Source organism: Serratia sp. SM04, from assembly GCF_040280225.1.
Taxonomy (GTDB): domain Bacteria; phylum Pseudomonadota; class Gammaproteobacteria; order Enterobacterales; family Enterobacteriaceae; genus Serratia; species Serratia sarumanii.
The window spans coordinates 406,691-428,144 of sequence record NZ_JBEOQT010000022.1 but is presented as its reverse complement, the minus strand read 5'-3'; the positions used below and the strand labels follow the sequence as shown (position 1 = coordinate 428,144).

Here is a 21,454-nt window from a genome sequence, read left to right as displayed (position 1 = left end):
GAGTCCACTTACAGGCCCGCGGCATACTTCATAAGGAACTGATATGGGCATCTTTAGCTATAAGGATCTGGACGAAAAGGCGTCGAAAGCGCTATTTTCCGACGCCTTGGCCATCTCTACCTACGCTTACCACAATATCGATAACGGCTTCGATGAAGGCTATCACCAGACCGGTTTCGGGCTGGGCCTGCCGCTGACGCTGGTCACTGCGCTCATCGGCAGCACCCAATCGCAGGGCGGCCTGCCCGGCATTCCCTGGAATCCCGATTCCGAACAGGCCGCGCAGCAGGCGGTGAATAACGCCGGCTGGTCGGTGATCAGCGCCGCGCAGCTGGGTTACGCCGGCAAAACCGATGCGCGCGGCACCTACTACGGCGAGACCGCCGGTTACACCACCGCTCAGGCCGAGGTGCTGGGCAAATATGACAGCGAAGGCAATCTCACCGCCATTGGCATCTCATTTCGCGGCACCAGCGGCCCGCGCGAGTCGTTGATCGGCGATACCATCGGCGATGTGATTAACGATCTGCTGGCCGGCTTCGGGCCGAAAGGCTACGCCGACGGCTACACGCTGAAGGCCTTCGGCCAGTTGCTGGGCGACGTGGCGAAGTTCGCGCAGGCGCACGGGCTGAGCGGAGAAGACGTGGTGGTCAGCGGCCACAGCCTCGGCGGGCTGGCGGTCAACAGCATGGCGGCGCAGAGCGACGCCAACTGGGGCGGCTTCTACGCGCAGTCCAACTATGTCGCCTTCGCCTCGCCGACCCAGTACGAAGCCGGCGGCAAGGTGATCAACATCGGCTACGAGAACGATCCGGTGTTCCGCGCGCTCGACGGCACCACGCTGACCGGGGCGTCGTTAGGCGTACACGATGCGCCCCATGCCTCCGCCACCAACAATATCGTCAACTTCAACGACCACTACGCGTCGGACGCCTGGAACCTGCTGCCATTTTCCATTCTCAACATTCCGACCTGGCTGTCGCACCTGCCGTTCTTCTATCAGGACGGCCTGATGCGGGTGCTGAACTCCGAGTTTTATTCGCTGACCGACAAAGACTCGACCATCATCGTCTCCAACCTGTCGAACGTGACGCGCGGCAATACCTGGGTGGAAGACCTGAACCGCAACGCGGAAACGCACAGCGGGCCGACGTTTATCATCGGCAGCGACGGCAATGATCTGATCAAGGGCGGCAAAGGCAACGACTATCTCGAGGGGCGCGACGGCGACGATGTCTTCCGCGATGCAGGCGGCTATAACCTGATCGCCGGCGGCAAAGGCCACAATATCTTCGATACCCAACAGGCGTTGAAAAACACCGAGGTCGCCTACGACGGCAACACGCTTTACCTGCGCGACGCCAAAGGCGGCATTACGCTGGCGGACGACATCAGCACCCTGCGCAGCAAAGAAACCTCGTGGCTTATCTTCAACAAACAGGTGGACCATCAGGTGACCGCCGCCGGATTGAAATCGGACTCTGGCCTCAAAGCCTATGCCGCCGCCACCGCCGGCGGCGACGGCGATGACGTCCTGCAGGCTCGCAGCCACGACGCCTGGCTGTTCGGCAACGCCGGCAACGACACCCTTAACGGCCACGCCGGCGGCAACCTGACCTTCGTCGGCGGCAGCGGCGATGACATCCTGAAGGGCGTCGGCAGCGGCAATACCTTCCTGTTCAGCGGTGACTTTGGCCGCGATCAGCTGTATGGCTTCAACGCCACCGATAAGCTGGTGTTTGTCGGCACCGAAGGCGCCAGCGGGAATATCCGCGACTACGCCACGCAGCAAAACGACGATCTGGTGCTGGCCTTCGGCCACAGCCAGGTCACGCTGATCGGCGTCTCGCTCGATCACTTCAACACCGATCAGGTGGTGTTGGCCTAAAGATCGACGTAAAAAAGCCGGGTGCTTTCGCCGCCCGGCTTTGCTCTTTTTTACTCCGCCTTAAGGCACGTCATACCCCAGCGCCGCCTTGCGAATGCGGAACCACTGCTGGCGGTTCAGCACCAGTTTCTGCGCCTTCAGCGCCGAACGCACCCGCTCAATCTTGCCGGAACCGATAATCGGCAGCGGCGACGACGGCAGGCGCATCACCCAGGCGTACACCACCTGCTCGATGGTCTCGGCGCCGATTTCTTGCGCCACCCGCTGCAGCTCGTCGCGCAGCGGCTGGAACTCGGCGTCGTTGAACAGGCGCCCGCCGCCCAGGCAGGACCAGGCCATCGGCTTGATGCGCAGTTGCTGGCACTGGTCGAGCGTGCCGTCGAGAATAGCCGGTTGGTGAATCGGCGAGATCTCCACCTGATTGGTCGCCAGCGAGAACGGCAGGCGCGACTGCAGCAGCTGGAACTGCGCGGGCGTAAAGTTGGAGACGCCGAAATGGCGCACCTTGCCGCTTTTGTGCAGCGCAACAAAGGCTTCGGCCACGTCGTCGGCGTCCATCAACGGATCCGGCCGGTGGATCAGCAGCAGATCGAGGTAGTCGGTATGCAGATGGCGCAGCGATTGTTCCGCGCTCTGTACGATATGGTCGCGGTCGGTGATGTAGTGGCCGATCGGGTTGCCGGGCTTGGCGGTGGTGGCGATGCCGCATTTGCTCACCAGCTCCAGCGACTGGCGCAGCGCCGGCTTCAGGCGCAGCGCGTCGCCGAACGCCTGTTCGCAGGCATAGCCGCCATAGATATCGGCGTGATCGGCGGTGGTGACGCCCAGTTCGACATGCTGTTCGATGAACGTCAGCAGCTGCTGCGGCGACATGCCCCACTCCATCAACCGCCAGTAACCGCAAATCATGCGGGAAAATTCAGGCCCCTGCGGCGCGAGACGAATACGTTCTACCATTGCGAAAACCTCATGACATTAGTTGTCAGTCAGCATACACAAGCCGGTGAGGCACAGGGAAGCGGTAAGCCACACGAACGTGCGGCAGATCAGGAAAGGTTAAAACAGCGACGGCTGCTCCGGCAGCGGCTCGTCGGGCGCTTTATTGGCGCGCTGCAGGCGCAGGAAGCGTTGACGGCACAGGCGCAGCACCTCGCGCTTTTGCGCGTCGCTCATGTTCATCCAGCCAAAACGCTCCTCGCGGCTGCGCAGGCAGCCACGGCAGAATCCGCGATCGTCGGCCTGGCAAATGCCGCGACACGGGCTGGGAATGTCGAAAAACTCAAGCTGCTGCGCCACGGGGCTCCTCCTGCGTTCTCTTGCTAATTGAAGACGCCATCGCCGCCGCTGGCAAGTCCCTTTTCGCCATTGCGGCGAAAATAGTCGCGCAAATAGCGCAGCGCCTGGCGGCTTTTCTCCGGCACGTTGCGCTCGAGCGTCAGCGCGTGCAGCCGCAGCGGCGCCGGCCGCCACTCAGGCAACAGCAGCAACAGCTCGCCGCGCTGAAGCTCGTCGCCAATTTCATACAGCGGCTGAACGGAAATGCCCAGCCCGGCGCGGGTAAAGGCGCGCATCACGTTCATGCTCTCGCTGACGATCTGCCCTTCCGCCAGCCGCAGCTTAACCTGCTGGCCGGACTGGTGCAGCAAGTCCAGATGGGCCCCGCTGTAGCCGCTGGAGATCCAGCGGTGCTGCACCAAATCCTGCGGCCTTTCCGGCACCCCATGCTGGCTGAGATAACGCGGCGCGGCGCACAACACCATCGGCCACGCCGTCAGCGGATGCGCGATCATATTGGCGTCCGCCAGTTGACGGTTGGCCCGCAGCGCGATGTCGACCCGCTGCTCTATCATATCGACGATGCGATCGTCCGCCAGCACCCGCAGCGTCAGCTTGGGGTGCGCCTGCAACAGCGGCGCCAGCGCCTCCGCAAGCGATCGGCCGCCGATGCCGACCGGAGTGGCGATGCGCAGCTCGCCCACCAGCGTATCCCGCAATTCCGCCAGCCGCTGCTCCGCCTGCTGCGCCTGTTGCAGCATCGCCTCGCAGCCGGGGTAAAACGCCGCCCCGGCCTCGGTCAGCGCCAGACGGCGGGTGGAGCGATGCAGCAACGGCACCCCAAGCGCCTTCTCCAGCGAGCGCATGTGCTGGCTGACCGCCGACGGCGTCATGCCCAGCCGCCGCGCCGCGCCGGCCAGCGATCCCTCCGCCACCACGGTGGCGAATACCGCCATTCGATTGAGTTTATCCACGATTATGAAGTTTTACTTAATCAAGAAAGCATGAATATGGCACTAATCACGGCTATTGTTAAGGACTAGAGTAAACACCACGCAGCAGGCACATCGGCCTGCGTCACGATACTGAACCTATCCCCGAAGGAGCATGCAGATGAAAGTAGCCATTATTGGAGCAACCGGTTTTGTTGGCCGCCGCGTGGTGGATGAAGCGCTGGCTCGCGGTATTCAGGTAACGGCAATCGCCCGCCAGAAAAAAGATTTGCCGGAGCAAGCCAACCTGACCGTCGCGCTGGGCGACGTTGCCGATACCGCCTGGCTGGCGGGGCAATTGCGCGGTCAGGATGCGGCGATCAGCGCCTACAACCCCGGCTGGGGCGAAGACAACCTGTATGAGAAAACCACCCGAGGTACCCAACAGATCCTCACCGCGGTCGAACAGGCCGGCGTCAAGCGCCTGCTGGTGGTCGGCGGCGCCGGCAGCCTGGAAGTGGCGCCCGGCGTTGAACTGGTAGATACGCCGCAGTTCCCGGAAAATATCCGCCCCGGCGCGCAGGCAGTGCGCGATCTGCGCAACAAACTGCGCAATGAATCGGCGCTCGACTGGACCTATCTCTCGCCGGCCGCCCTGCTGGAGCCGGGCAAACGCACCGGCCAGTTCCGCCTCGGCACCACGCAACTGCTGATGAACGGCGAAGCGCCGGCCAGCATTTCGGTAGAAGACCTGGCGGTCGCTATCGTTGATGAAATTGAAAAGCCTCAGTTTATTCGCGCGCAATTCACCGCCGCCTACTAAACCGCCCCACCGCCAGGCCGCCCGGCCTGGCGTTTTCCGCGCAGGCTCCGCCGCCAATATTCTGAGTTTCTAAGGTTTCCTTAAGTTTCATCCGGTAGATTTCAAAGCATTATCTACTTTCAGGATCCCGATTCGGCAATGTGGTTACGTCAACGCTTACGGTGCAACAGCCTCGGTTTTACCCTCGCCACCGCCCTGTTCTTCACTCTGTTTCAAAACGCGTTATTCCTGCATCGCGCCTGGTCGTATATCACCTTCGATAGCGTCCACAGCGTGATTTTCGCTGCCAGCATGCCGGTGGTGATCTTCTGTGCGCTGAATATCATCTTCAGCGTGTTGACCGTGCCCTACCTGCGCAAGCCGCTGATCATCTTTTTCTTGCTCGGCAGCGCCGCAGCCAACTATTTCATGTTCAGCTATGGTGTGGTGATCGACGGCAACATGATGCAAAACGCCTTCGAAACCAACCCTCAGGAGGCGACGGCGCTGCTGACGCCGCGCATGGGATTGTGGCTGGCGCTGCTCGGCATTCTGCCGGCGGTAGCGGTCTGCTTCACCCAGATTCGCCAGACTCGCCCCTGGTGGTACATGGTTGGACTGCGCGCCGCCAACGTCATGCTGTCGCTGGCGGTGATCCTGATCGTCGCCGCGCTGTTCTACAAAGACTATGCTTCGCTGATCCGCAACAATAAAAGCGTGGTGAAGATGTTGACCCCTTCCAACTTCGTCGCCGGCACCATCAAGTTTACCGAACAGCGTTACTTCACCCGCAATCTGCCGCTGGTCAAGATCGGCGAGGACGCGCGCAAAGGGCCGCTGATCGCCGGGCAGGCCAAGAAAACGCTGGTGATCCTGGTGGTGGGCGAAACCGCCCGCGCCGAAAACTTCTCCCTCGGCGGCTATCAACGCGAAACCAACCCGCGCCTGAAGCAGGACGATGTGATCTACTTCAAGAACGCCAGTTCCTGCGGCACCGAAACGGCGATCTCCGTGCCCTGCATGTTCTCCAACATGCCGCGCAAGGAGTACGACGCGACTCAGGCAACGCATCAGGAAGGCATGCTCGACGTGCTGGCGCATGCCGGCGTCAGCGTGCTGTGGCGCGATAACGACGGCGGCTGCAAAGGCGCCTGCGACCGGGTGCCGCACATCGACATGACCAAGCTGAAACTGCCGCAGGACTGCGACGGCGAGGTTTGCATGGACAACGCGCTGCTGTATAAACTGAACGACTATATCAATGGCCTGAAAGACGACGGCGTGATCGTGCTGCACCAGATGGGCAGCCACGGCCCGGCTTACTACCGCCGCAGCACGCCAGAATTCCAAACATTTTCGCCGACCTGCAACAGCAATCAGATCCAGGATTGCAGCCATGAACAGCTGGTGAACACCTACGACAACTCCATCCTGTATACCGACGCGATGCTCGATGCCACCATCAAGCTGCTGCGGCAGTATGACGACCGGTTCAATACCGCGCTGGTCTATTTGTCCGATCACGGCGAATCGCTGGGGGAAAACGGCATGTATCTGCACGGCACGCCCTATGTCTTCGCGCCGAGCCAGCAGACGCACGTGCCTTTCCTGATGTGGATGTCGGCCGACTATCAGCGCAATTTCGGCGTCGATCGCCAGTGCCTGAACGCGCTGGCGGAAAAGGACGACGTGTCACAGGACAACCTGTTCCACACCCTGTTGGGCATGCTGAACGTACAGACCCGCGAATATCAATCCCGGCTGGATATCCTGCAGCGTTGCCGCAACGCGGCGTAAGGGCTTAACTTCCGCGTGCCGCTGGGGCACAATAGTTTGCAGACAACCGGCGTTTTGTGCGCCGGTTTTTTTATTCCCATTGACCTAGACCAATCGGTCTATTATGCTCGGCACCATGATGACCAAATCAACGCATTGCAACGTGGACACACGTGAACATCTGCTCGCCACCGGCGAAACCCTCAGCCTGCGCCTGGGCTTTACCGGCATGGGGCTGAGCGAACTGCTGGCCACCGCGGGCGTGCCGAAAGGCTCGTTCTACCACTATTTTCGCTCGAAGGAAGCCTTCGGCGAAGCGATGCTGCAACGCTATTTCGCCCATTATGATGCAGAAATGCAGGCGCTGTTTGCCGACAGGCGCGGCGATGCCCGCCACCAGCTGCTCGGCTATTACGCTCAGGCCATCAGCTACCACTGCCGCAGCGAATGCCACAACGCCTGCCTGGCGGTGAAGCTTTCCGCCGAGGTGAGCGATCTGTCGGAACCGATGCGTCATGCGCTGGAAACGGGCACCGCTCGCGTGATCGGCCACCTGCAGGAGGCCATCGAGCGCGGTATCGCCGAGGGCTCGCTGTCGGTGGCCATGAGCCCCGCGGCGACCGCAGAAACGCTGTATTCACTGTGGCTCGGTGCCTCGCTGCGCGCCAAGATCCGCCACTCGCTGGCGCCTCTGACCAGCGCGCTGGAAAGCATCGAGTTGCTGCTGCGCCCGCCGCAAGCGTAACGGTAACAATTTCTTTTTATTGAAAATGCAGTTCGTGGTTTTTTTATCGCCCATTACTAGACGACCGGTCTATTAAATACAGGATGCACTATGAAGACTGAAAAATTGCTCTCTCCGCTGAAGGTTGGCGCCATCACCCTGCCCAACCGCGTGTTTATGGCTCCGCTGACGCGTTTGCGCAGCATCGAGCCGGGCGACATTCCTACGCCGCTGATGGCGGAATATTATGCACAGCGCGCCAGCGCCGGCCTGATCGTGACCGAAGCGACCCAGGTTTCCTTCCAGGCGAAAGGCTACGCCGGCGCGCCGGGGTTACATACGCCGGAGCAGATCGCCGCATGGAAAAACATCACGCAGGCAGTGCATGACAACAACGGCCATATTGCCGTGCAGCTGTGGCACGTAGGCCGCATCTCCCACGCCAGCCTGCAGCCGGGCGGGCAAGCACCGGTCGCCCCTTCGGCAATCAACGCCGAAACCCGCACCACCGTGCGTGATGAAACCGGCGCCTGGGTGCGCGTGCCGACCTCCACGCCGCGTGCGCTCGAAACCAGCGAGATCCCGGGCATCGTCAACGATTTCCGCCAGGCGACCGCCAACGCGCGGGAAGCCGGCTTCGACTTCATCGAACTGCATGCGGCGCACGGCTATTTGCTGCATCAATTCATGTCACCGGCCTCCAACCAACGTACCGATCAATACGGCGGCAACATCGAGAATCGCACTCGCCTGACGCTGGAAGTGGTCGACGCCACCATCGCCGAATGGGGTTCCGAACACATCGGCATCCGCATCTCGCCGCTGGGACCGTTCAACGGGCTGGACAACGGTGAAGATCAGGAAGAAGCGGCGCTGTATCTGGTGGAAGAGCTGAATAAGCGCAACATCGCTTACCTGCACATCTCCGAACCGGACTGGGCCGGCGGCAAACCGTACTCCGACGCCTTCCGCGACTCGGTGCGCGCCCACTTTAACGGGGTGATCGTCGGCGCCGGCGCCTACACCGCCGAGAAAGCCGAAGCGTTGATCGAAAAAGGCTTCATCGACGCGGTGGCCTTCGGCCGCAGCTACATCGCCAACCCGGATCTGGTAGAGCGTTTCCGTCAGCACGCTCCGCTGAACGAACCTAAGCCGGAAACCTTCTACGGCGGCGGCGCCGAAGGCTATACCGACTATCCGTTTCTGGCGAAGTAACCCTTCCTGACCCCAACGGCCACGCAATTGCATGGCCGTTTTTTTGTGCGCCGCGCGCAAAAAAGCCCGCACGAGGCGGGCCGGTGTTCCCTGGTGTTGTTCTCTATTGCCGTTCAAGTTTTACACGATTGCCGCTGGAATAGATAATTGATTGTGCAGATCAATTACTCTGTATCGATCGGTACGCTCGATCAATATTTAGACAGCGTTGACGGAAAACTAATACGTGACATCGTCACTCACTCGTCACGTTGAATTCCCTTGCGGGACAAGGCTATACTCGCTTGTGCTTCAATCCACCCGCCGTCTGCCACGGCACAGCCAATTCAGAGGAATTATGCGCTTACTCCATACCATGATCCGCGTCGGTGATCTGCAACGCGCCATCGACTTCTACACCAAGGTATTAGGCATGCGCCTGCTGCGCACCAGCGAAAACCCGGAGTACAAATACTCCCTGGCTTTCGTCGGCTATACGGAAGAGAGCGAAGGCGCAGTTATCGAACTGACCTATAACTGGGGCACCGACAGCTACGACATGGGCACCGCCTTCGGCCACCTGGCGCTGGGCGTGGACGACGTTGCCGCCACCTGCGACAGCATCCGCCGCGCAGGCGGCAAGGTCACCCGCGAAGCCGGCCCGGTGAAAGGCGGCACCACGGTCATCGCCTTCGTCGAGGATCCGGACGGTTACAAAATCGAGCTGATCGAAAACAAACACGCCGGCCAGGGCCTCGGCCACTAAGCCTCCCCTTCAGGGCGCGCTGCGCCCTGCTGATTCTCCGCGCGATAGCGCCTGCAACCGGGCGCAAAATTTGCCATAATGCGCGCTGCATTCGATGAAGATAAGAAACTGATGGCCGAAAAAAGTGATCTTAACGCCCTGAGTGGTCGTTTTCGTGGGTTTTATCCCGTAGTAATAGATGTTGAAACCGCCGGCTTTAACGCCAATACCGATGCGTTGCTGGAGATCGCCGCCGTCACGCTGAAAATGGATGAAGATGGCTGGCTGCAGCGGGACGAGACCCTGCACTTCCACGTGGAGCCTTTCGAGGGCGCCAACCTGCAGCCGGAAGCGCTGGCGTTTAACGGCATCGATCCGCACAACCCGCTGCGCGGCGCGGTCAGCGAATATGACGCGCTGCACGCTATTTTCAAAGCGGTGCGCAAAGGGCTCAAGGATCGCGGTTGCAACCGGGCCATTATCGTGGCGCACAACGCCAACTTCGATCACAGCTTCCTGATGGCCGCGGCCGAACGCGCCGGCCTGAAGCGCAACCCGTTCCATCCGTTCGCTACCTTCGACACCGCCGCGCTGAGCGGCCTGGTGCTGGGCCAAACGGTGTTGGCGAAGGCCTGTATCGCGGCCGGTATGCCGTTCGACAGCAGCCAGGCGCATTCTGCGCTGTACGACACCGAGCAAACCGCCCTGCTGTTTTGCGAGCTGGTTAACCGCTGGAAACGTCTCGGCGGTTGGCCGCTGCCCGCCGGCGATCTCGCCGAATAAGCCCAACGAAAAAGGCGGCCCAGTTTGCACTGGCGCCGCCCGTTACGCGATAACCGCAAGCCCGTCGATTAAGACTGCTGGTCTTCCTGCGCTTTATACTTTTCTGCCGTTTCTTTGATCAGCTGCTGCAGTTCGCCGCGCTGATACATTTCGATAATGATATCGCAACCGCCGACCAGCTCACCGTCTACCCACAGCTGCGGGAACGTCGGCCAGTTGGCGTATTTTGGCAGCTCGGCGCGGATGTCCGGGTTCTGCAGAATGTCCACGTAAGCGAAACGCTCGCCGCAGGCGGACAGCGCTTGCACAGCCTGTGCGGAGAAGCCGCAGCTCGGCAGCTTTGGCGAACCTTTCATGTACAGCAGAATCGGGTTTTCAGCGATCTGGTGCTGAATTTTTTCAAGTGTCGTCGTCATTTATTGCTTCCTCAAGCCACATTTCATGGCTACAACATGCATCACGCGGGCTATTGTAGCGGCTGGAACAGTCGCAAGAAAACGCCATCTTTTGCAAGGATATTCACCCGCCGCCGATCGCGTTTCACCGGCCACGTCATTCCGGTCAAAACATACGTTGAGAATAACATTTTTAATCCGACCATTTCACTAATATATTGCGCGGCGGTGACGGCGCGGATTAATTATATCCATAACCCCCCGCCGGCGCTTTTTCATACACCAACGGGCTGATTTTGAACCAAAAAAAATGCCATTAACGTTTTCTCACAATATGGATTATTATTTATGAGTTCTTCGCTGTTTTATATGGCGAAATTCGGGAATACTGTAACTCTTTCGATATCCGTTTCGGGGCCAAGGTTGGTGACGTCGACATGCGTTTAATTCTTACGCTCTTTGCGCTGCTGTTTACGCAGCTCTTCTTCAATTTGGCGCACGCTGCGCCACAGGCGCGTGTTGCCGCCGAGCAGCGTAAAAGCCATGCTAATGAAGCGCGGCCCGATGACCGCAGAAAAAAGAAAGCGGACAAAACCGCTAAAAAAGCCAAAGTGACGGCCCCCGCGAAAAAAACCAAGACCGCCAAGGCGAAAAGCGAGAAAAGCGCGAAAAAGATCGCCAGCGCCAAACCCAAGGCCAAAGCGCAGAAAACCGCCAAGATTAAAGTCACCCCGCCGAAAAAGGGCTACAAAAAAGGCTATGGCCGCCACCGCGAAGCCGGTATGGCCACCGCCAAGCTGGCGCGTGATGAAAAACCGTTGAAACTCAGCCCGGCGCACAAAAAACGCTATCAGCATGCCAAGCAGACCGCGATGGCCAAGCTGATGGGCCAGATGGGCAAACCTTACCGCTGGGGCGGCAGCTCGCCGCGCACCGGTTTCGACTGCAGCGGCCTTATCTATTACGCCTATAAAGACGTGGTAAAAATCAAGATGCCGCGCACCGCCAACGAGATGTACCACCTGCGCGACGCGGCGCCGATCAAGAAAAGCGAACTGGAAAGTGGCGATCTGGTGTTCTTCCGCATCAACAACCGCGGCGTGGCGGATCATGTCGGCGTTTATCTCGGCAACGGCAAATTCATCCAGTCGCCGCGCACCGGCGAAGAGATCCGCATCAGCCAGCTCGACAACGACTATTGGCAAAACCACTACATCGGCGCGCGCCGCGTAGTAACGCCGAAAACCATTCGTTAATTCCCTGCTCTGCGCGGTTGCGGCCCCGGTCGCAACCGCCTGCTCAAGCTATCACCCATCACACCGCCTCACGCGCATTTCTCGCTTTTCTTCCTGTTTTTTATGATGAAAATTGTTAAGATTGAAAGACCACAATAAAAAACGGCCCATTCGGCTCCCGCTCCGGCGGAAAAAGAGTGGCGCTGTAAAGGAGGAAGCAATGTCGTTTGAATTACCTGCATTACCGTATGAGAAAAACGCGCTCGAGCCGCACATCTCCGCCGAGACCCTGGAATACCACTACGGCAAACACCACAACACCTACGTGGTTAACCTGAACAACCTGGTGAAAGGCAGCGAGTTCGAGGGCAAATCGCTCGAAGAGATCATCAAGACCTCAAACGGCGGCGTCTTCAACAACGCCGCGCAGGTGTGGAACCACACCTTCTACTGGCACTGCCTGTCGCCACAGGGCGGCGGTGAACCGCAGGGCGAACTGGCGGCGGCGATCGTCAAATCCTTCGGTTCTTTCGCTGCGTTCAAAGAGCAGTTTACCGATGCCGCAGTGAAAAACTTCGGCGCCGGTTGGACCTGGCTGGTGAAAAAACCGGACGGCGCGCTGGCGATCGTCAACACCTCCAACGCGGCCACCCCGCTGACCGGTGAAGACAAACCGCTGCTGACCGTTGACGTGTGGGAACACGCGTATTACATCGATTACCGCAATGCGCGTCCAAAATACCTGGAAAACTTCTGGGCGTTGGTCAACTGGACCTTCGCAGCGGAAAACCTGGCGTAAACGCAGGTTCTGAGGTGATGAGGCGCAGCCAGGCTGCGCCTTTTTTATAACCGGGGGTAAATCAGTTCAACGCGGCAACGAAGCTGAAAGCGATAATGACCGCCAAGGCGCAGACGGTGGTGAACAGCGACATCTTCAATTCGGTATCCATGACAACTCCTTTAAAATGGGCTTTCCTAAGGATAAAAGGCGTACAATTAGTACGTCAAATCATTTTCCCACAGTTCGCCGATAAAATCTTGTTATCATTTCCCGGTTTATAATCTCGATTACCTCTTCCACTTTTGTTCAATATGCGACAAAATTCGCAGTTCACAACTGCGTACCGGCATCCATGCCCCTCCTGATTAAGCGCTGAAGACTTCAACACACTAAAAACTCAGTTTTCGCTTCTCTGGAGAAGGATCTACGTAGGCAAACGATTAACATCACACTTACATGCTGTAAACATGTGAGTTCAGGAGTCATTCCTTACATGGCAACGATTAAAGATGTGGCCAAACGCGCGGGCGTTTCCACCACCACCGTTTCGCACGTCATCAATAAGACTCGTTTCGTCGCCGAAGAGACCAAAGCGGCCGTGTGGGCCGCCATCAAAGAGCTGCACTACTCGCCGAGCGCCGTGGCGCGCAGCCTGAAAGTCAATCACACCAAGTCGATCGGCCTGCTGGCCACCTCGAGCGAAGCGCCCTACTTTGCCGAAGTGATCGAGGCGGTGGAAAACAGCTGCTACAGCAAAGGCTACACCCTGATCCTGTGCAACTCGCACAACAATCTGGACAAGCAGCGCGCCTACCTGGCGATGCTGGCGCAAAAGCGCGTCGACGGCCTGCTGGTCATGTGCTCCGAGTACCCGGATCAGCTGCTGGGCATGCTGGAAGATTACCGCAACATCCCGATGGTGGTGATGGACTGGGGCGCCGCGCGCGGCGACTTCACCGACACCATCATCGATAACGCGTTCGAAGGCGGCTATCTGGCCGGCCGTTACCTGATCGAGCGCGGCCACCGCGATATCGGCGCCATTCCGGGCCAGCTGTCGCGCAACACCGGCGGCGGCCGTCACCAGGGCTTTATGAAGGCGCTGCAGGAAGCGCATATCGACATTCGCGAAGAGTGGATCGTCCAGGGTGACTTCGAGCCGGAGTCCGGCTACAAGGCGATGCACCAAATCCTGTCGCAAAAACAGCGGCCGACCGCGGTATTCTGCGGCGGCGACATCATGGCGATGGGCGCCATCTGCGCGGCCGACGAGCTGGGGCTGCGGGTGCCACAGGATATTTCCGTGATCGGCTACGACAACGTGCGCAACGCCCGCTACTTCACCCCGGCGCTGACCACCATTCACCAGCCGAAAGAGCGTCTGGGCGAAATGGCCTTCACCATGCTGCTGGATCGCATTATCAGCAAACGCGAAGAGTCGCAGGTGATCGAAGTGCATCCGAAGCTGATCGAACGCCGCTCGGTCGCCGACGGCCCATTCATCGACTACCGCCGCTAATCCCCGGCGCCGGAAGCCTGCGCGGCTTCCGGTTCCACCTCGCTCAGCCACTCCTGATTCAGCGTCTCCCCATCGCCCAGATACGCCAGCAGCCAGCTCATCGCCGGTGACGGTTTATCCTGCTGCCAGGTCAGGCAGCAAGGGCTGGCGGGAAACGGCTGCTGCAGCTGCAACGCCGTCAGCTCACCGCGCTGCACCCGCGGCAGCGCCCGATGCGCCGGCATCATGCCGACGCACAGCCCGGCGCACAAACAGTCGAGCGCCGAAGTCCAGTCCGGCACCACCAGCCGCCGCTGGTTATCCAGCGTCCAGGTGACGCGCTTGGGCAGATTGCGCGAGGTGTCCTCCAGGCAAAGCGAAGGGTACGGCCGCAGCTGATCGTCATTCAGCGGCCCCGTCAACTGCGCGAGAGGATGTTGCGGGCTGGCTACACACAGCCAGTTCATATAACCCATGTCGCGGAAGGCGAAGCCGCCGCCGACCGGCACCGCGCGCGTGGCGCCGATCGCCATGTCCGCCCTGCCGTCCACCAAGGCATCCCACACGCCGTTGAACACCTCGGGTTGCAGCATCAATTCGACGTCGGGGAAATGACGGTAGAAATCCAGCACCAGTTGGCGGCTGCGCTGCGGTTTGACGATGATGTCGACCGCAATATTCAGCTGGCCGCGCCACCCGTTGGCCACCTGCTGACAGTGGCGGCGGGTGTCGAGCATTTTTTTGATAACAACTCGCGCATCTTTGATAAACAGCGCACCGGCGGGCGTCAACTCCACATCGCGATGACGCCGCTCAAACAGCGGCACCGCCAGCCATTGCTCCAGCTGCCGTACGGTATAGCTGACCGCCGACGGCACCCGGTGCAGCTCCTGCGCCGCCGCGCTGAAACTGCCGGTGCGCGCCACCGCATCGACCACTTCAAGAGAATATTCAGACCACATCGCCTTGCCTTCAATTTTTTTAACAGCACTTTGCAAATATTACCGTTTCACAAGCAGAGATCCAGCCGGATACACTGGCCGGCGCTAAAAACCTGCGACATTAAAATATTAACGAGAAATACCATGCGAAATTCCTTTGGCTTTATGTTCTACCTCGCCGGCCTGAGCATGCTGGGTTATCTGGCGACCGATATGTACCTGCCCGCCTTCGGCGCCATGCGGGAGGAACTGCAAATTTCCGCCGGCGCGGTGAGCGCCAGCCTGAGCATCTTCCTGGCCGGCTTCGCCTTCGCGCAGCTGCTGTGGGGGCCGCTCTCCGACCGTCTGGGCCGCAAACCGGTATTATTGATCGGGCTGACGCTGTTCGCCCTCGGTTGCCTGGGCATGCTGTGGGTGGAAAACGCCGTGCAGCTCTGGATCCTGCGCTTTATTCAGGCCGTCGGCGTCTGCGCCGCCGCCGCCATCTGGCAAGCGCTGGTGGTTGACCGTTACCGCGAAGGCCAGGCCAACCGCGTGTTCGCCACCATTATGCCGCTGGTAGCGCTGTCGCCGGCGCTGGCACCGCTGCTCGGCGCCTGGTTGCTGAACCACGCCAGCTGGCGCGCGATCTTCGCCGCGCTGTTGGCCATCACCGCGCTGCTGCTGCTGCCGACGCTGCTGCTCAAAGAGCGCGCCAAAACGCAACCCAGCGCCGATGCGCCAAAAAACGGCGTCAGCTTCTGGCAACTGTTGAGATCCCCGGTGTTCAGCGGCAACGTCGCCATGTACGCCGCCTGCTCGGCCGGCTTCTTCGCCTGGCTGACCGGCTCGCCGTTCATCCTCGGTGATATGGGCTACAGCCCGAACGATATCGGCCTGAGCTATGTGCCGCAAACGCTGGCCTTCCTGCTGGGTGGCTACGGCTGCCGCGCCGCGCTCAAGCGCATCAATGGCAAAACCCTGCTGCCGTGGCTGCTGGTAGCTTATGGTGTCAGCATGGTGGCGCTGTATCTGGTGGCCACCCTGACCGATCCGACGCTCACCACGCTGCTGATCCCATTCTGCGTGATGGCGCTGGTCAACGGCGCCGGCTACCCGATCATGGTGGCGAATGCGCTGATGCCGTTCCCGGAAAGCAGCGGCAAGGCCGCCGCGCTGCAAAATACGCTGCAGTTGGGGCTGTGCTTTGTGGCGAGCATGCTGGTGTCGGCATTTATTGCCCAGCCGCTGTTGGCGACGGTGACGGTGATGGTGTCTACGGTAATCCTGGCCGCGCTGGGGTATTTCCTGCAGCGGGGAAAAGCGGCCGATGCGCAGCAAAAGCCGCAGCGGGAACATGCTAACTCAGCGTCATAATTGCCAAGTTTAATAATCACTTAAAGAATATGCGTGCCGAGTGCGATTTACAGTTGAGTCAACGCCTCGGCACGCCTATACTCAAAAACAACCTTGTAAAGTAACACCTTATAATCTCTATATCTCAATTAGCGCTTGTGTACGCGCTTTGCGTCACACTCTTTTTTTTAAGGATGCGTTTATCCCGCGCCGTTCGCGCCGGGTCGCTTCTTTAAATTTCCTCTGTTCATAGTCGGATATCAGACGCCGCGGGCCTATTTTCCGCCGGTAAACGTATGCACCCGCAGAAATTGTCTAAGCTGTTTCCTAACGGGTCATCAGTCAGAAGAAGGTGATGGAGAAGCTATGAGTTCATCGTGTATAGAAGATCTGAGCATCCAGGACAATCAGTGGTACCGTATCGCGCACGAAATGCTCGGCCTGGCCGGCATTGAAATCAACGGTTCGCGCCCCTTCGATATTCAGGTTAAAAACCCCGATTTCTTTAAACGCGTCTTGCAGCAAGGTTCGCTGGGCCTGGGCGAAAGCTATATGGACGGCTGGTGGGAATGCGAGCGGCTGGATATGTTCTTCCAGCGCGTGGTCAGCGCCGGGCTGGAGAAGAAACTCCCCCACCACCTGAAAGATACCCTGCGTATCGCCGCCGCGCGCCTGACCAATCTGCAATCGAAAAAGCGCGCCTGGATCGTCGGCAAAGAACATTACGATCTCGGCAACGATCTGTTTACCCTGATGCTCGATCCTTACATGCAATATTCCTGCGGCTACTGGAAAGACGCCACCACGCTGGAGGAGGCACAGGAAGCCAAGCTGCGGATGATCTGCGAGAAACTGCAGCTGCAACCGGGCATGCGCTTGCTGGACATCGGCTGCGGCTGGGGCGGCCTCTCCGCCTATGCGGCAAAAAATTACGGCGTATCGGTGGTCGGCGTGACCATCTCCGCAGAACAGCAGAAGCTGGCTCAGGCGCGCTGCGCCGGGTTGGATGTGCAGATCCTGCTGCAGGATTACCGCGATCTGCATCAGCAGTTCGATCGCATCGTCTCGGTCGGCATGTTCGAGCACGTCGGGCCGAAAAACTACCGCACCTATTTCAATGTGGTAGAACGCAATCTGGCGCCGCACGGTCTGTTCCTGCTGCACACCATCGGCTCCAACAAAACCGACATGAACGTCGATCCGTGGATCAACAAGTACATTTTCCCGAACGGCTGCCTGCCTTCAGTGAGCCATATCGCCGAAGCCAGCGAAGGCCATTTCGTGATGGAAGACTGGCACAACATCGGCGCCGACTACGATCGCACGCTGATGGCCTGGTTCGAGCGCTTCAAACAGGCGTGGCCGCAGCTTGCACCGCGCTATTCCGAACGCTTCGAGCGGATGTTCAGCTATTACCTGAACGCCTGCGCCGGCGCGTTCCGGGCGCGCGATCTGCAGCTGTGGCAGGTGGTGTTCAGCCCGAAAGGCGTTGAAGGCGGCATCCGCGTCGCCCGCTAAGCGCTTGCCCGACAAAAAAGGCCCCGGCAGCAATATCGCCGGGGCCTTTTTTTGCTCGTTCGACGCGTACGGCTTAGCCGCAGTAGACGCGGATGATTTTATCGTCGCTGTCGCCAAGGAAGTTCAGGCGGCGCAGGTTGAAATCCATGGTGACGGCAGAGTTGTACGGAATGGCGCGCACCTTGGCGTCGATCCGCACGCCTTCCAGCGAGGTCATCGGTTTGCCGACGAAGTTTTGATACTGCGAAGCGCCGCAGGTATCATCCGCATCGGCCATTTGCGCGCCCGCGCCCTGCTCAGGCGAACTGCTGCAGGCGCTCAGCGCCAGCAACGCGGTTAACAACAACGTTTTCCCATAAAACTTCACGCGTTTCTCCTCTCTGCTTATGATTCGATTCCGGCGGCAACGCCCGAATCGCTGTCAGTCTTTGTGCGCCGGCGCCATCGCCGCCGCCAGCGCCGCTTCCCGATTGGCCAGCACGCGCTCGACGGTGTCCACCACCGCCTGCGTTTGCGGATCGATCTCGATGTTCACCTTGTCACCCAGGCGTTTCTTACCCAGCGTGGTGCGATCCAGCGTTTCCGGGATCAGGTGCACGCAGAAACGGTTATTCACCACTTCGCCGATGGTCAGGCTAATGCCGTCGATGCCGATGAAGCCTTTGTGCAGCACATATTTCATCAATTCGGCATTCGGCATGCGCAGCCATACCTGCCGGTTATTTTCCGAGGTATAAATCTTGGCCACTTCCGCCGTGCAGATAATATGGCCGGACATCAAATGGCCGCCAATTTCGTCATTGAACTTCGCCGCGCGCTCGATATTGACGATGTCGCCCAGCGCCAGATCGCCGAGGTTGGTCAGGCGCAGCGTTTCCTTAATCAAATCGAAGCTGACGCGGTTGCCTTCCACCGCGGTGACGGTCAGGCAGCAGCCGTTATGGGCCACCGACGCGCCCAGCTCCAGCCCCGGCAGCAGCTCGGCAGGCATTTCGATCACGTGGGTGCGGAAATTGGGTTTCTCATCAATGGCGACCAGCGGCGCGGTGCCTTGTACGATACCGGTGAACATATGTGCCTCTTTTACTAAATAGGTTAAAACGCTATCGGCAGTTTGCCCCAGTTGGCGCTGAAAACCAAATCCGCGACGGCAAAAAACGAATGGCTGCGCATTTAATAACTATTTATCTGCGGCGTTTGCTTAACGACGCCGAGCAGGTACAATCTTTTTGACAAAATTCCGCTATTTTAATAGTTGTCCTCTCGCGGCAGCCCTCCCTCCCACATATATAAATAGAAAAGGTGTATGCGTGCAGAAGTACTTAATTGAAGCGCGTAGTTTATTGGCTCTCGCTATCCCGGTCATCATCGCGCAAATATCGCAAACCGCCATGGGCGTGGTGGATACCATCATGGCCGGCGCTTACAGCGCCACCGACATGGCGGCGGTTGCGGTCGGCACTTCAATCTGGCTGCCGGCCATCCTGTTCGGCCACGGCCTGCTGCTGGCACTGACCCCGGTTATCGCCCAGCTCAACGGCGCCGGGCGTCGCGATCGCATCGCTCACCAGGTGCGCCAGGGTTTTTGGCTGGCTTCCGGCGTGTCCGTGCTGCTGATCGTCGTGCTGTATAACTGCAAGTTCGTCATCGACATGATGCACAACATCGATCCGCAACTGGCGGATAAAGCCGTCGGTTATCTGCACGCCATCATGTGGGGGGCGCCGGGTTACCTGTTCTTCCAGGTGATGCGCAACCAGTGCGAGGGGCTGTCCAAAACCAAGCCCGGCATGGTGATCGGCTTCCTCGGCCTGCTGGTGAATATCCCGATCAACTACATCTTCATCTACGGCAAATTCGGCATGCCGGAGCTGGGCGGCGTCGGCTGCGGCGTCGCCACCGGCAGCGTCTACTGGATCATGTTCCTGATGATGCGCGGCTACGTGAAGCGCGCGCCGTCGCAGCGCGACATCAAACGCCAAACCGGCGATCTCGGCGGCCCGGACTGGGCGGCGCTGAAACGCCTGATCGGCATCGGCATGCCGGTGGCGCTGGCGCTGTTCTTCGAAGTCACGCTGTTCGCCGTGGTGGCGCTGCTGGTGTCGCCACTGGGGATCGTCGCGGTCGCCGGCCACCAGATCGCGCTTAACTTCAGCGCGCTGATGTTCGTACTGCCGCTGTCGCTGGGCGTCGGCGCCACCATCCGCGTCGGTTATCGTCTGGGGGAAGGCTCGGTCGAAGGTGCGCGCGTCGCCGCTTACTCCGCCATCGGCGTCGGCATCACCATGGCCGTCTGCACCGCGCTGTTTACCGCCGCCTTCCGCGAACCGATCGCCCTACTGTACAACGACAGCCCGGCGGTGGTGGCGATGGCCTCGCAGCTGATGCTGCTGGCGGCGCTGTACCAGATCTCGGATTCTGTCCAGGTGATCGGCAGCGGCGTGCTGCGTGGTTATAAAGATACCCGCGCGATCTTCTTCATCACCTTCATTGCTTATTGGGTGTTGGGCCTGCCGAGCGGCTATCTGCTGGCGTTAACCGACGCGGTGGTGCCGGCGATGGGGCCGAGCGGTTTCTGGATTGGCTTTATCATCGGCCTGACCTTCGCCGCCATCATGATGGCGCTGCGCATGCGCTGGCTGCAGAAACAGCCGACCACCGTCATCCTGCAGCGATCCACGCGCTGAATCCGCTCCCGGCCGGTTTCATCCCCGGCCGGGCTGCGGTTTGCGGAAAAAAACGCCGGACTGCGCACAACCTCAGCAATCGCGTGAAATACCAAATAAAATTGCGCTTTTCCCCTTGCCAGCACGCGGGTAGCTCGTTAATATTCGTCCCCGCTGTCAGCCATGACAGACAGGAAAAGATGCGTCCGTAGCTCAGTTGGTTAGAGCACCACCTTGACATGGTGGGGGTCGGTGGTTCGAGTCCACTCGGACGCACCAAATTCCTGAAGCAGTACAGTGCGTCCGTAGCTCAGTTGGTTAGAGCACCACCTTGACATGGTGGGGGTCGGTGGTTCGAGTCCACTCGGACGCACCAAATTTCAGAAGCAGCGCAGTGCGTCCGTAGCTCAGTTGGTTAGAGCACCACCTTGACATGGTGGGGGTCGGTGGTTCGAGTCCACTCGGACGCACCATATTGCTGATTCACCTCCCCCTGTCGCGTTATACTTCCCGTTATTTCGTCTCTGCCCGACCGCCTGCTCGTTATGTCGATCGCGCCGTGCTACCGTCATCAGGAACGCCACATGACCACTTTTACCGCCAAAACCGCCTTTTTACCGCTCGACAATGGCCTTGCACGCCGTGAAGGCGTGATGAGCGATGGTTCGCCGGCGGCGGAAGTGCGTTTCGAAGCCGGCGCCTTCGGCCAGTTGCAAAAGCCCCCGCACGCGCTGCAAACCCGAGTGATATCCGGTGAATTCGAGTTCACTCTCGGCGGCGATACGCGAGTGGTGCGGGCCGGCGAGAGCCTGATATTGCCGGCCAACGTCGCCAGCGGCTGCTTCTGCCTGAGCGCCGGCGTGCTGCTGGAAATCCCCCTACCGCGGTAAGCCATATTTACAGAAAGGTTATTTGCGCAACAAGCGGCCCACAACGCGTTGCATTTGCGCCACATTTGGCCCCGTT

Annotated in this window: 22 protein-coding genes and 3 tRNA genes; 17 read left to right on the top strand and 8 right to left on the bottom strand. The window is 59.5% G+C overall.

Translation table 11 applies throughout. The features are described 5' to 3' along the window. Positions 1–43 precede the first annotated feature (43 nt). Positions 44–1,888 (top strand): polyurethanase, encoded by a 1,845-nt coding sequence (locus ABTW55_RS22755; protein ID WP_060420846.1) that lies wholly within the window; start codon positions 44–46, stop codon positions 1,886–1,888. Positions 1,889–1,948: 60 nt separating this feature from the next. Here the strand turns inward: ABTW55_RS22755 and ABTW55_RS22750 are convergent, their stop codons facing one another. The 3 genes from ABTW55_RS22750 to ABTW55_RS22740 all read right to left on the bottom strand — a co-directional run bounded on the left by ABTW55_RS22750 (position 1,949) and on the right by ABTW55_RS22740 (position 4,137). Further along, positions 1,949–2,845, bottom strand: a complete 897-nt coding sequence (locus tag ABTW55_RS22750) for an aldo/keto reductase family oxidoreductase (protein WP_033638383.1) — start codon at positions 2,843–2,845, stop codon at positions 1,949–1,951. A 99-nt stretch (positions 2,846–2,944) separates the two neighbouring features. Further along, positions 2,945–3,184 (bottom strand): DUF1289 domain-containing protein, encoded by a 240-nt coding sequence (locus ABTW55_RS22745; RefSeq protein ID WP_015377731.1) that lies wholly within the window; start codon positions 3,182–3,184, stop codon positions 2,945–2,947. A gap of 23 nt (positions 3,185–3,207) precedes the next feature. Next, positions 3,208–4,137: a LysR substrate-binding domain-containing protein gene (locus tag ABTW55_RS22740; protein ID WP_195892170.1), complete on the bottom strand. Its 930-nt coding sequence runs from the start codon at positions 4,135–4,137 to the stop codon at positions 3,208–3,210. A gap of 139 nt (positions 4,138–4,276) precedes the next feature. Between ABTW55_RS22740 and ABTW55_RS22735 the strand changes: the two genes are divergently transcribed. From ABTW55_RS22735 to rnt, 6 genes are all read left to right on the top strand, one after another. After that, positions 4,277–4,918 (top strand): NAD(P)-dependent oxidoreductase, encoded by a 642-nt coding sequence (locus ABTW55_RS22735; RefSeq protein WP_060420840.1) that lies wholly within the window; start codon positions 4,277–4,279, stop codon positions 4,916–4,918. A 138-nt stretch (positions 4,919–5,056) separates the two neighbouring features. Continuing rightward, positions 5,057–6,694: a phosphoethanolamine transferase EptA gene (eptA, locus tag ABTW55_RS22730; RefSeq protein WP_060420837.1), complete on the top strand. Its 1,638-nt coding sequence runs from the start codon at positions 5,057–5,059 to the stop codon at positions 6,692–6,694. Positions 6,695–6,797: 103 nt separating this feature from the next. Further along, positions 6,798–7,418 (top strand): TetR/AcrR family transcriptional regulator, encoded by a 621-nt coding sequence (locus tag ABTW55_RS22725; protein ID WP_033654775.1) that lies wholly within the window; start codon positions 6,798–6,800, stop codon positions 7,416–7,418. Between the two features lie 90 nt (positions 7,419–7,508). Continuing rightward, on the top strand, positions 7,509–8,612 hold the full coding sequence (locus tag ABTW55_RS22720; protein WP_060420834.1) for an alkene reductase: 1,104 nt from the start codon (positions 7,509–7,511) through the stop codon (positions 8,610–8,612). A gap of 337 nt (positions 8,613–8,949) precedes the next feature. Then, a complete protein-coding gene (gloA, locus tag ABTW55_RS22715; RefSeq protein WP_004931325.1) occupies positions 8,950–9,357 on the top strand; it encodes a lactoylglutathione lyase in 408 nt (135 codons plus the stop codon). Positions 9,358–9,435: 78 nt separating this feature from the next. Next, positions 9,436–10,119: a ribonuclease T gene (rnt, locus tag ABTW55_RS22710; protein WP_016927925.1), complete on the top strand. Its 684-nt coding sequence runs from the start codon at positions 9,436–9,438 to the stop codon at positions 10,117–10,119. 68 nt (positions 10,120–10,187) lie between these two features. Here rnt and ABTW55_RS22705 read toward each other — a convergent pair whose 3' ends face one another. Continuing rightward, a complete protein-coding gene (locus ABTW55_RS22705; protein WP_004931329.1) occupies positions 10,188–10,535 on the bottom strand; it encodes a Grx4 family monothiol glutaredoxin in 348 nt (115 codons plus the stop codon). Positions 10,536–10,951: 416 nt separating this feature from the next. Between ABTW55_RS22705 and ABTW55_RS22700 the strand changes: the two genes are divergently transcribed. Beyond that, positions 10,952–11,770 carry a C40 family peptidase gene (locus ABTW55_RS22700; RefSeq protein ID WP_033638376.1) on the top strand — a complete coding sequence of 273 codons (819 nt, stop codon included), beginning with the start codon at positions 10,952–10,954 and terminating at the stop codon, positions 11,768–11,770. A 199-nt stretch (positions 11,771–11,969) separates the two neighbouring features. Next, complete coding sequence (gene sodB, locus ABTW55_RS22695; protein ID WP_004931333.1) at positions 11,970–12,548, top strand: superoxide dismutase [Fe]; 579 nt, start codon at positions 11,970–11,972, stop codon at positions 12,546–12,548. Positions 12,549–12,609: 61 nt separating this feature from the next. Here the strand turns inward: sodB and ABTW55_RS22690 are convergent, their stop codons facing one another. Then, positions 12,610–12,699, bottom strand: a complete 90-nt coding sequence (locus ABTW55_RS22690) for a YnhF family membrane protein (protein WP_019455989.1) — start codon at positions 12,697–12,699, stop codon at positions 12,610–12,612. Positions 12,700–13,023: 324 nt separating this feature from the next. Between ABTW55_RS22690 and purR the strand changes: the two genes are divergently transcribed. After that, the gene (gene purR, locus ABTW55_RS22685; RefSeq protein ID WP_033638375.1) at positions 13,024–14,049 is read left to right on the top strand and encodes an HTH-type transcriptional repressor PurR; all 1,026 of its coding nucleotides are present in this window, start codon (positions 13,024–13,026) and stop codon (positions 14,047–14,049) included. Here purR and punR read toward each other — a convergent pair. Next, the gene (punR, locus tag ABTW55_RS22680; protein WP_033648176.1) at positions 14,046–14,990 is read right to left on the bottom strand and encodes a DNA-binding transcriptional activator PunR; all 945 of its coding nucleotides are present in this window, start codon (positions 14,988–14,990) and stop codon (positions 14,046–14,048) included. The two genes, purR and punR, sit on opposite strands and share 4 nt — an antisense overlap. Positions 14,991–15,113: 123 nt before the next feature. On the opposite strand from punR, the gene punC reads away from it, so the two are divergent. Further along, complete coding sequence (gene punC, locus ABTW55_RS22675; RefSeq protein ID WP_049213019.1) at positions 15,114–16,325, top strand: purine nucleoside transporter PunC; 1,212 nt, start codon at positions 15,114–15,116, stop codon at positions 16,323–16,325. A gap of 345 nt (positions 16,326–16,670) precedes the next feature. Continuing rightward, complete coding sequence (gene cfa / locus ABTW55_RS22670) at positions 16,671–17,822, top strand: cyclopropane fatty acyl phospholipid synthase (RefSeq protein WP_033638372.1); 1,152 nt, start codon at positions 16,671–16,673, stop codon at positions 17,820–17,822. A gap of 73 nt (positions 17,823–17,895) precedes the next feature. Here the strand turns inward: cfa and ABTW55_RS22665 are convergent, their stop codons facing one another. Both ABTW55_RS22665 and ABTW55_RS22660 read right to left on the bottom strand, forming a co-directional pair. Next, positions 17,896–18,189, bottom strand: a complete 294-nt coding sequence (locus tag ABTW55_RS22665; RefSeq protein ID WP_016927929.1) for an I78 family peptidase inhibitor — start codon at positions 18,187–18,189, stop codon at positions 17,896–17,898. 54 nt (positions 18,190–18,243) lie between these two features. After that, entirely contained in the window at positions 18,244–18,894 is a 651-nt protein-coding gene (locus tag ABTW55_RS22660) for a riboflavin synthase (RefSeq protein ID WP_033638371.1), read from the bottom strand. Between the two features lie 238 nt (positions 18,895–19,132). Here ABTW55_RS22660 and ABTW55_RS22655 point away from each other — a divergent pair, with 238 nt between their 5' ends. The 5 genes from ABTW55_RS22655 to ABTW55_RS22635 all read left to right on the top strand — a co-directional run bounded on the left by ABTW55_RS22655 (position 19,133) and on the right by ABTW55_RS22635 (position 21,378). Further along, on the top strand, positions 19,133–20,509 hold the full coding sequence (locus ABTW55_RS22655) for an MATE family efflux transporter (protein WP_033638369.1): 1,377 nt from the start codon (positions 19,133–19,135) through the stop codon (positions 20,507–20,509). Between the two features lie 181 nt (positions 20,510–20,690). Beyond that, positions 20,691–20,767: transfer RNA gene (locus ABTW55_RS22650), tRNA-Val, on the top strand. A gap of 20 nt (positions 20,768–20,787) precedes the next feature. Further along, positions 20,788–20,864 (top strand) — tRNA-Val (locus ABTW55_RS22645). Between the two features lie 20 nt (positions 20,865–20,884). Further along, positions 20,885–20,961, top strand: a tRNA-Val gene (locus ABTW55_RS22640). Between the two features lie 111 nt (positions 20,962–21,072). Beyond that, positions 21,073–21,378: a cupin gene (locus ABTW55_RS22635; RefSeq protein WP_033646294.1), complete on the top strand. Its 306-nt coding sequence runs from the start codon at positions 21,073–21,075 to the stop codon at positions 21,376–21,378. Positions 21,379–21,454: the final 76 nt, after the last annotated feature.

Bases quoted from the DNA above. Each gene is read 5' to 3' on its own strand.
- ABTW55_RS22755 (WP_060420846.1), top strand. From the start codon at position 44: ATGGGCATCTTTAGCTATAAGGATCTGGACGAAAAGGCGTCGAAAGCG.
- ABTW55_RS22750 (WP_033638383.1), bottom strand. From the start codon at position 2,845: ATGGTAGAACGTATTCGTCTCGCGCCGCAGGGGCCTGAATTTTCCCGC.
- ABTW55_RS22735 (WP_060420840.1), top strand. From the start codon at position 4,277: ATGAAAGTAGCCATTATTGGAGCAACCGGTTTTGTTGGCCGCCGCGTG.
- eptA (WP_060420837.1), top strand. From the start codon at position 5,057: ATGTGGTTACGTCAACGCTTACGGTGCAACAGCCTCGGTTTTACCCTC.
- ABTW55_RS22725 (WP_033654775.1), top strand. From the start codon at position 6,798: ATGCTCGGCACCATGATGACCAAATCAACGCATTGCAACGTGGACACA.
- ABTW55_RS22720 (WP_060420834.1), top strand. From the start codon at position 7,509: ATGAAGACTGAAAAATTGCTCTCTCCGCTGAAGGTTGGCGCCATCACC.
- gloA (WP_004931325.1), top strand. From the start codon at position 8,950: ATGCGCTTACTCCATACCATGATCCGCGTCGGTGATCTGCAACGCGCC.
- rnt (WP_016927925.1), top strand. From the start codon at position 9,436: ATGCGCGCTGCATTCGATGAAGATAAGAAACTGATGGCCGAAAAAAGT.
- ABTW55_RS22705 (WP_004931329.1), bottom strand. From the start codon at position 10,535: ATGACGACGACACTTGAAAAAATTCAGCACCAGATCGCTGAAAACCCG.
- ABTW55_RS22700 (WP_033638376.1), top strand. From the start codon at position 10,952: ATGCGTTTAATTCTTACGCTCTTTGCGCTGCTGTTTACGCAGCTCTTC.
- sodB (WP_004931333.1), top strand. From the start codon at position 11,970: ATGTCGTTTGAATTACCTGCATTACCGTATGAGAAAAACGCGCTCGAG.
- ABTW55_RS22690 (WP_019455989.1), bottom strand. From the start codon at position 12,699: ATGGATACCGAATTGAAGATGTCGCTGTTCACCACCGTCTGCGCCTTG.
- purR (WP_033638375.1), top strand. From the start codon at position 13,024: ATGGCAACGATTAAAGATGTGGCCAAACGCGCGGGCGTTTCCACCACC.
- punR (WP_033648176.1), bottom strand. From the start codon at position 14,990: ATGTGGTCTGAATATTCTCTTGAAGTGGTCGATGCGGTGGCGCGCACC.
- punC (WP_049213019.1), top strand. From the start codon at position 15,114: ATGCGAAATTCCTTTGGCTTTATGTTCTACCTCGCCGGCCTGAGCATG.
- cfa (WP_033638372.1), top strand. From the start codon at position 16,671: ATGAGTTCATCGTGTATAGAAGATCTGAGCATCCAGGACAATCAGTGG.
- ABTW55_RS22660 (WP_033638371.1), bottom strand. From the start codon at position 18,894: ATGTTCACCGGTATCGTACAAGGCACCGCGCCGCTGGTCGCCATTGAT.
- ABTW55_RS22635 (WP_033646294.1), top strand. From the start codon at position 21,073: ATGACCACTTTTACCGCCAAAACCGCCTTTTTACCGCTCGACAATGGC.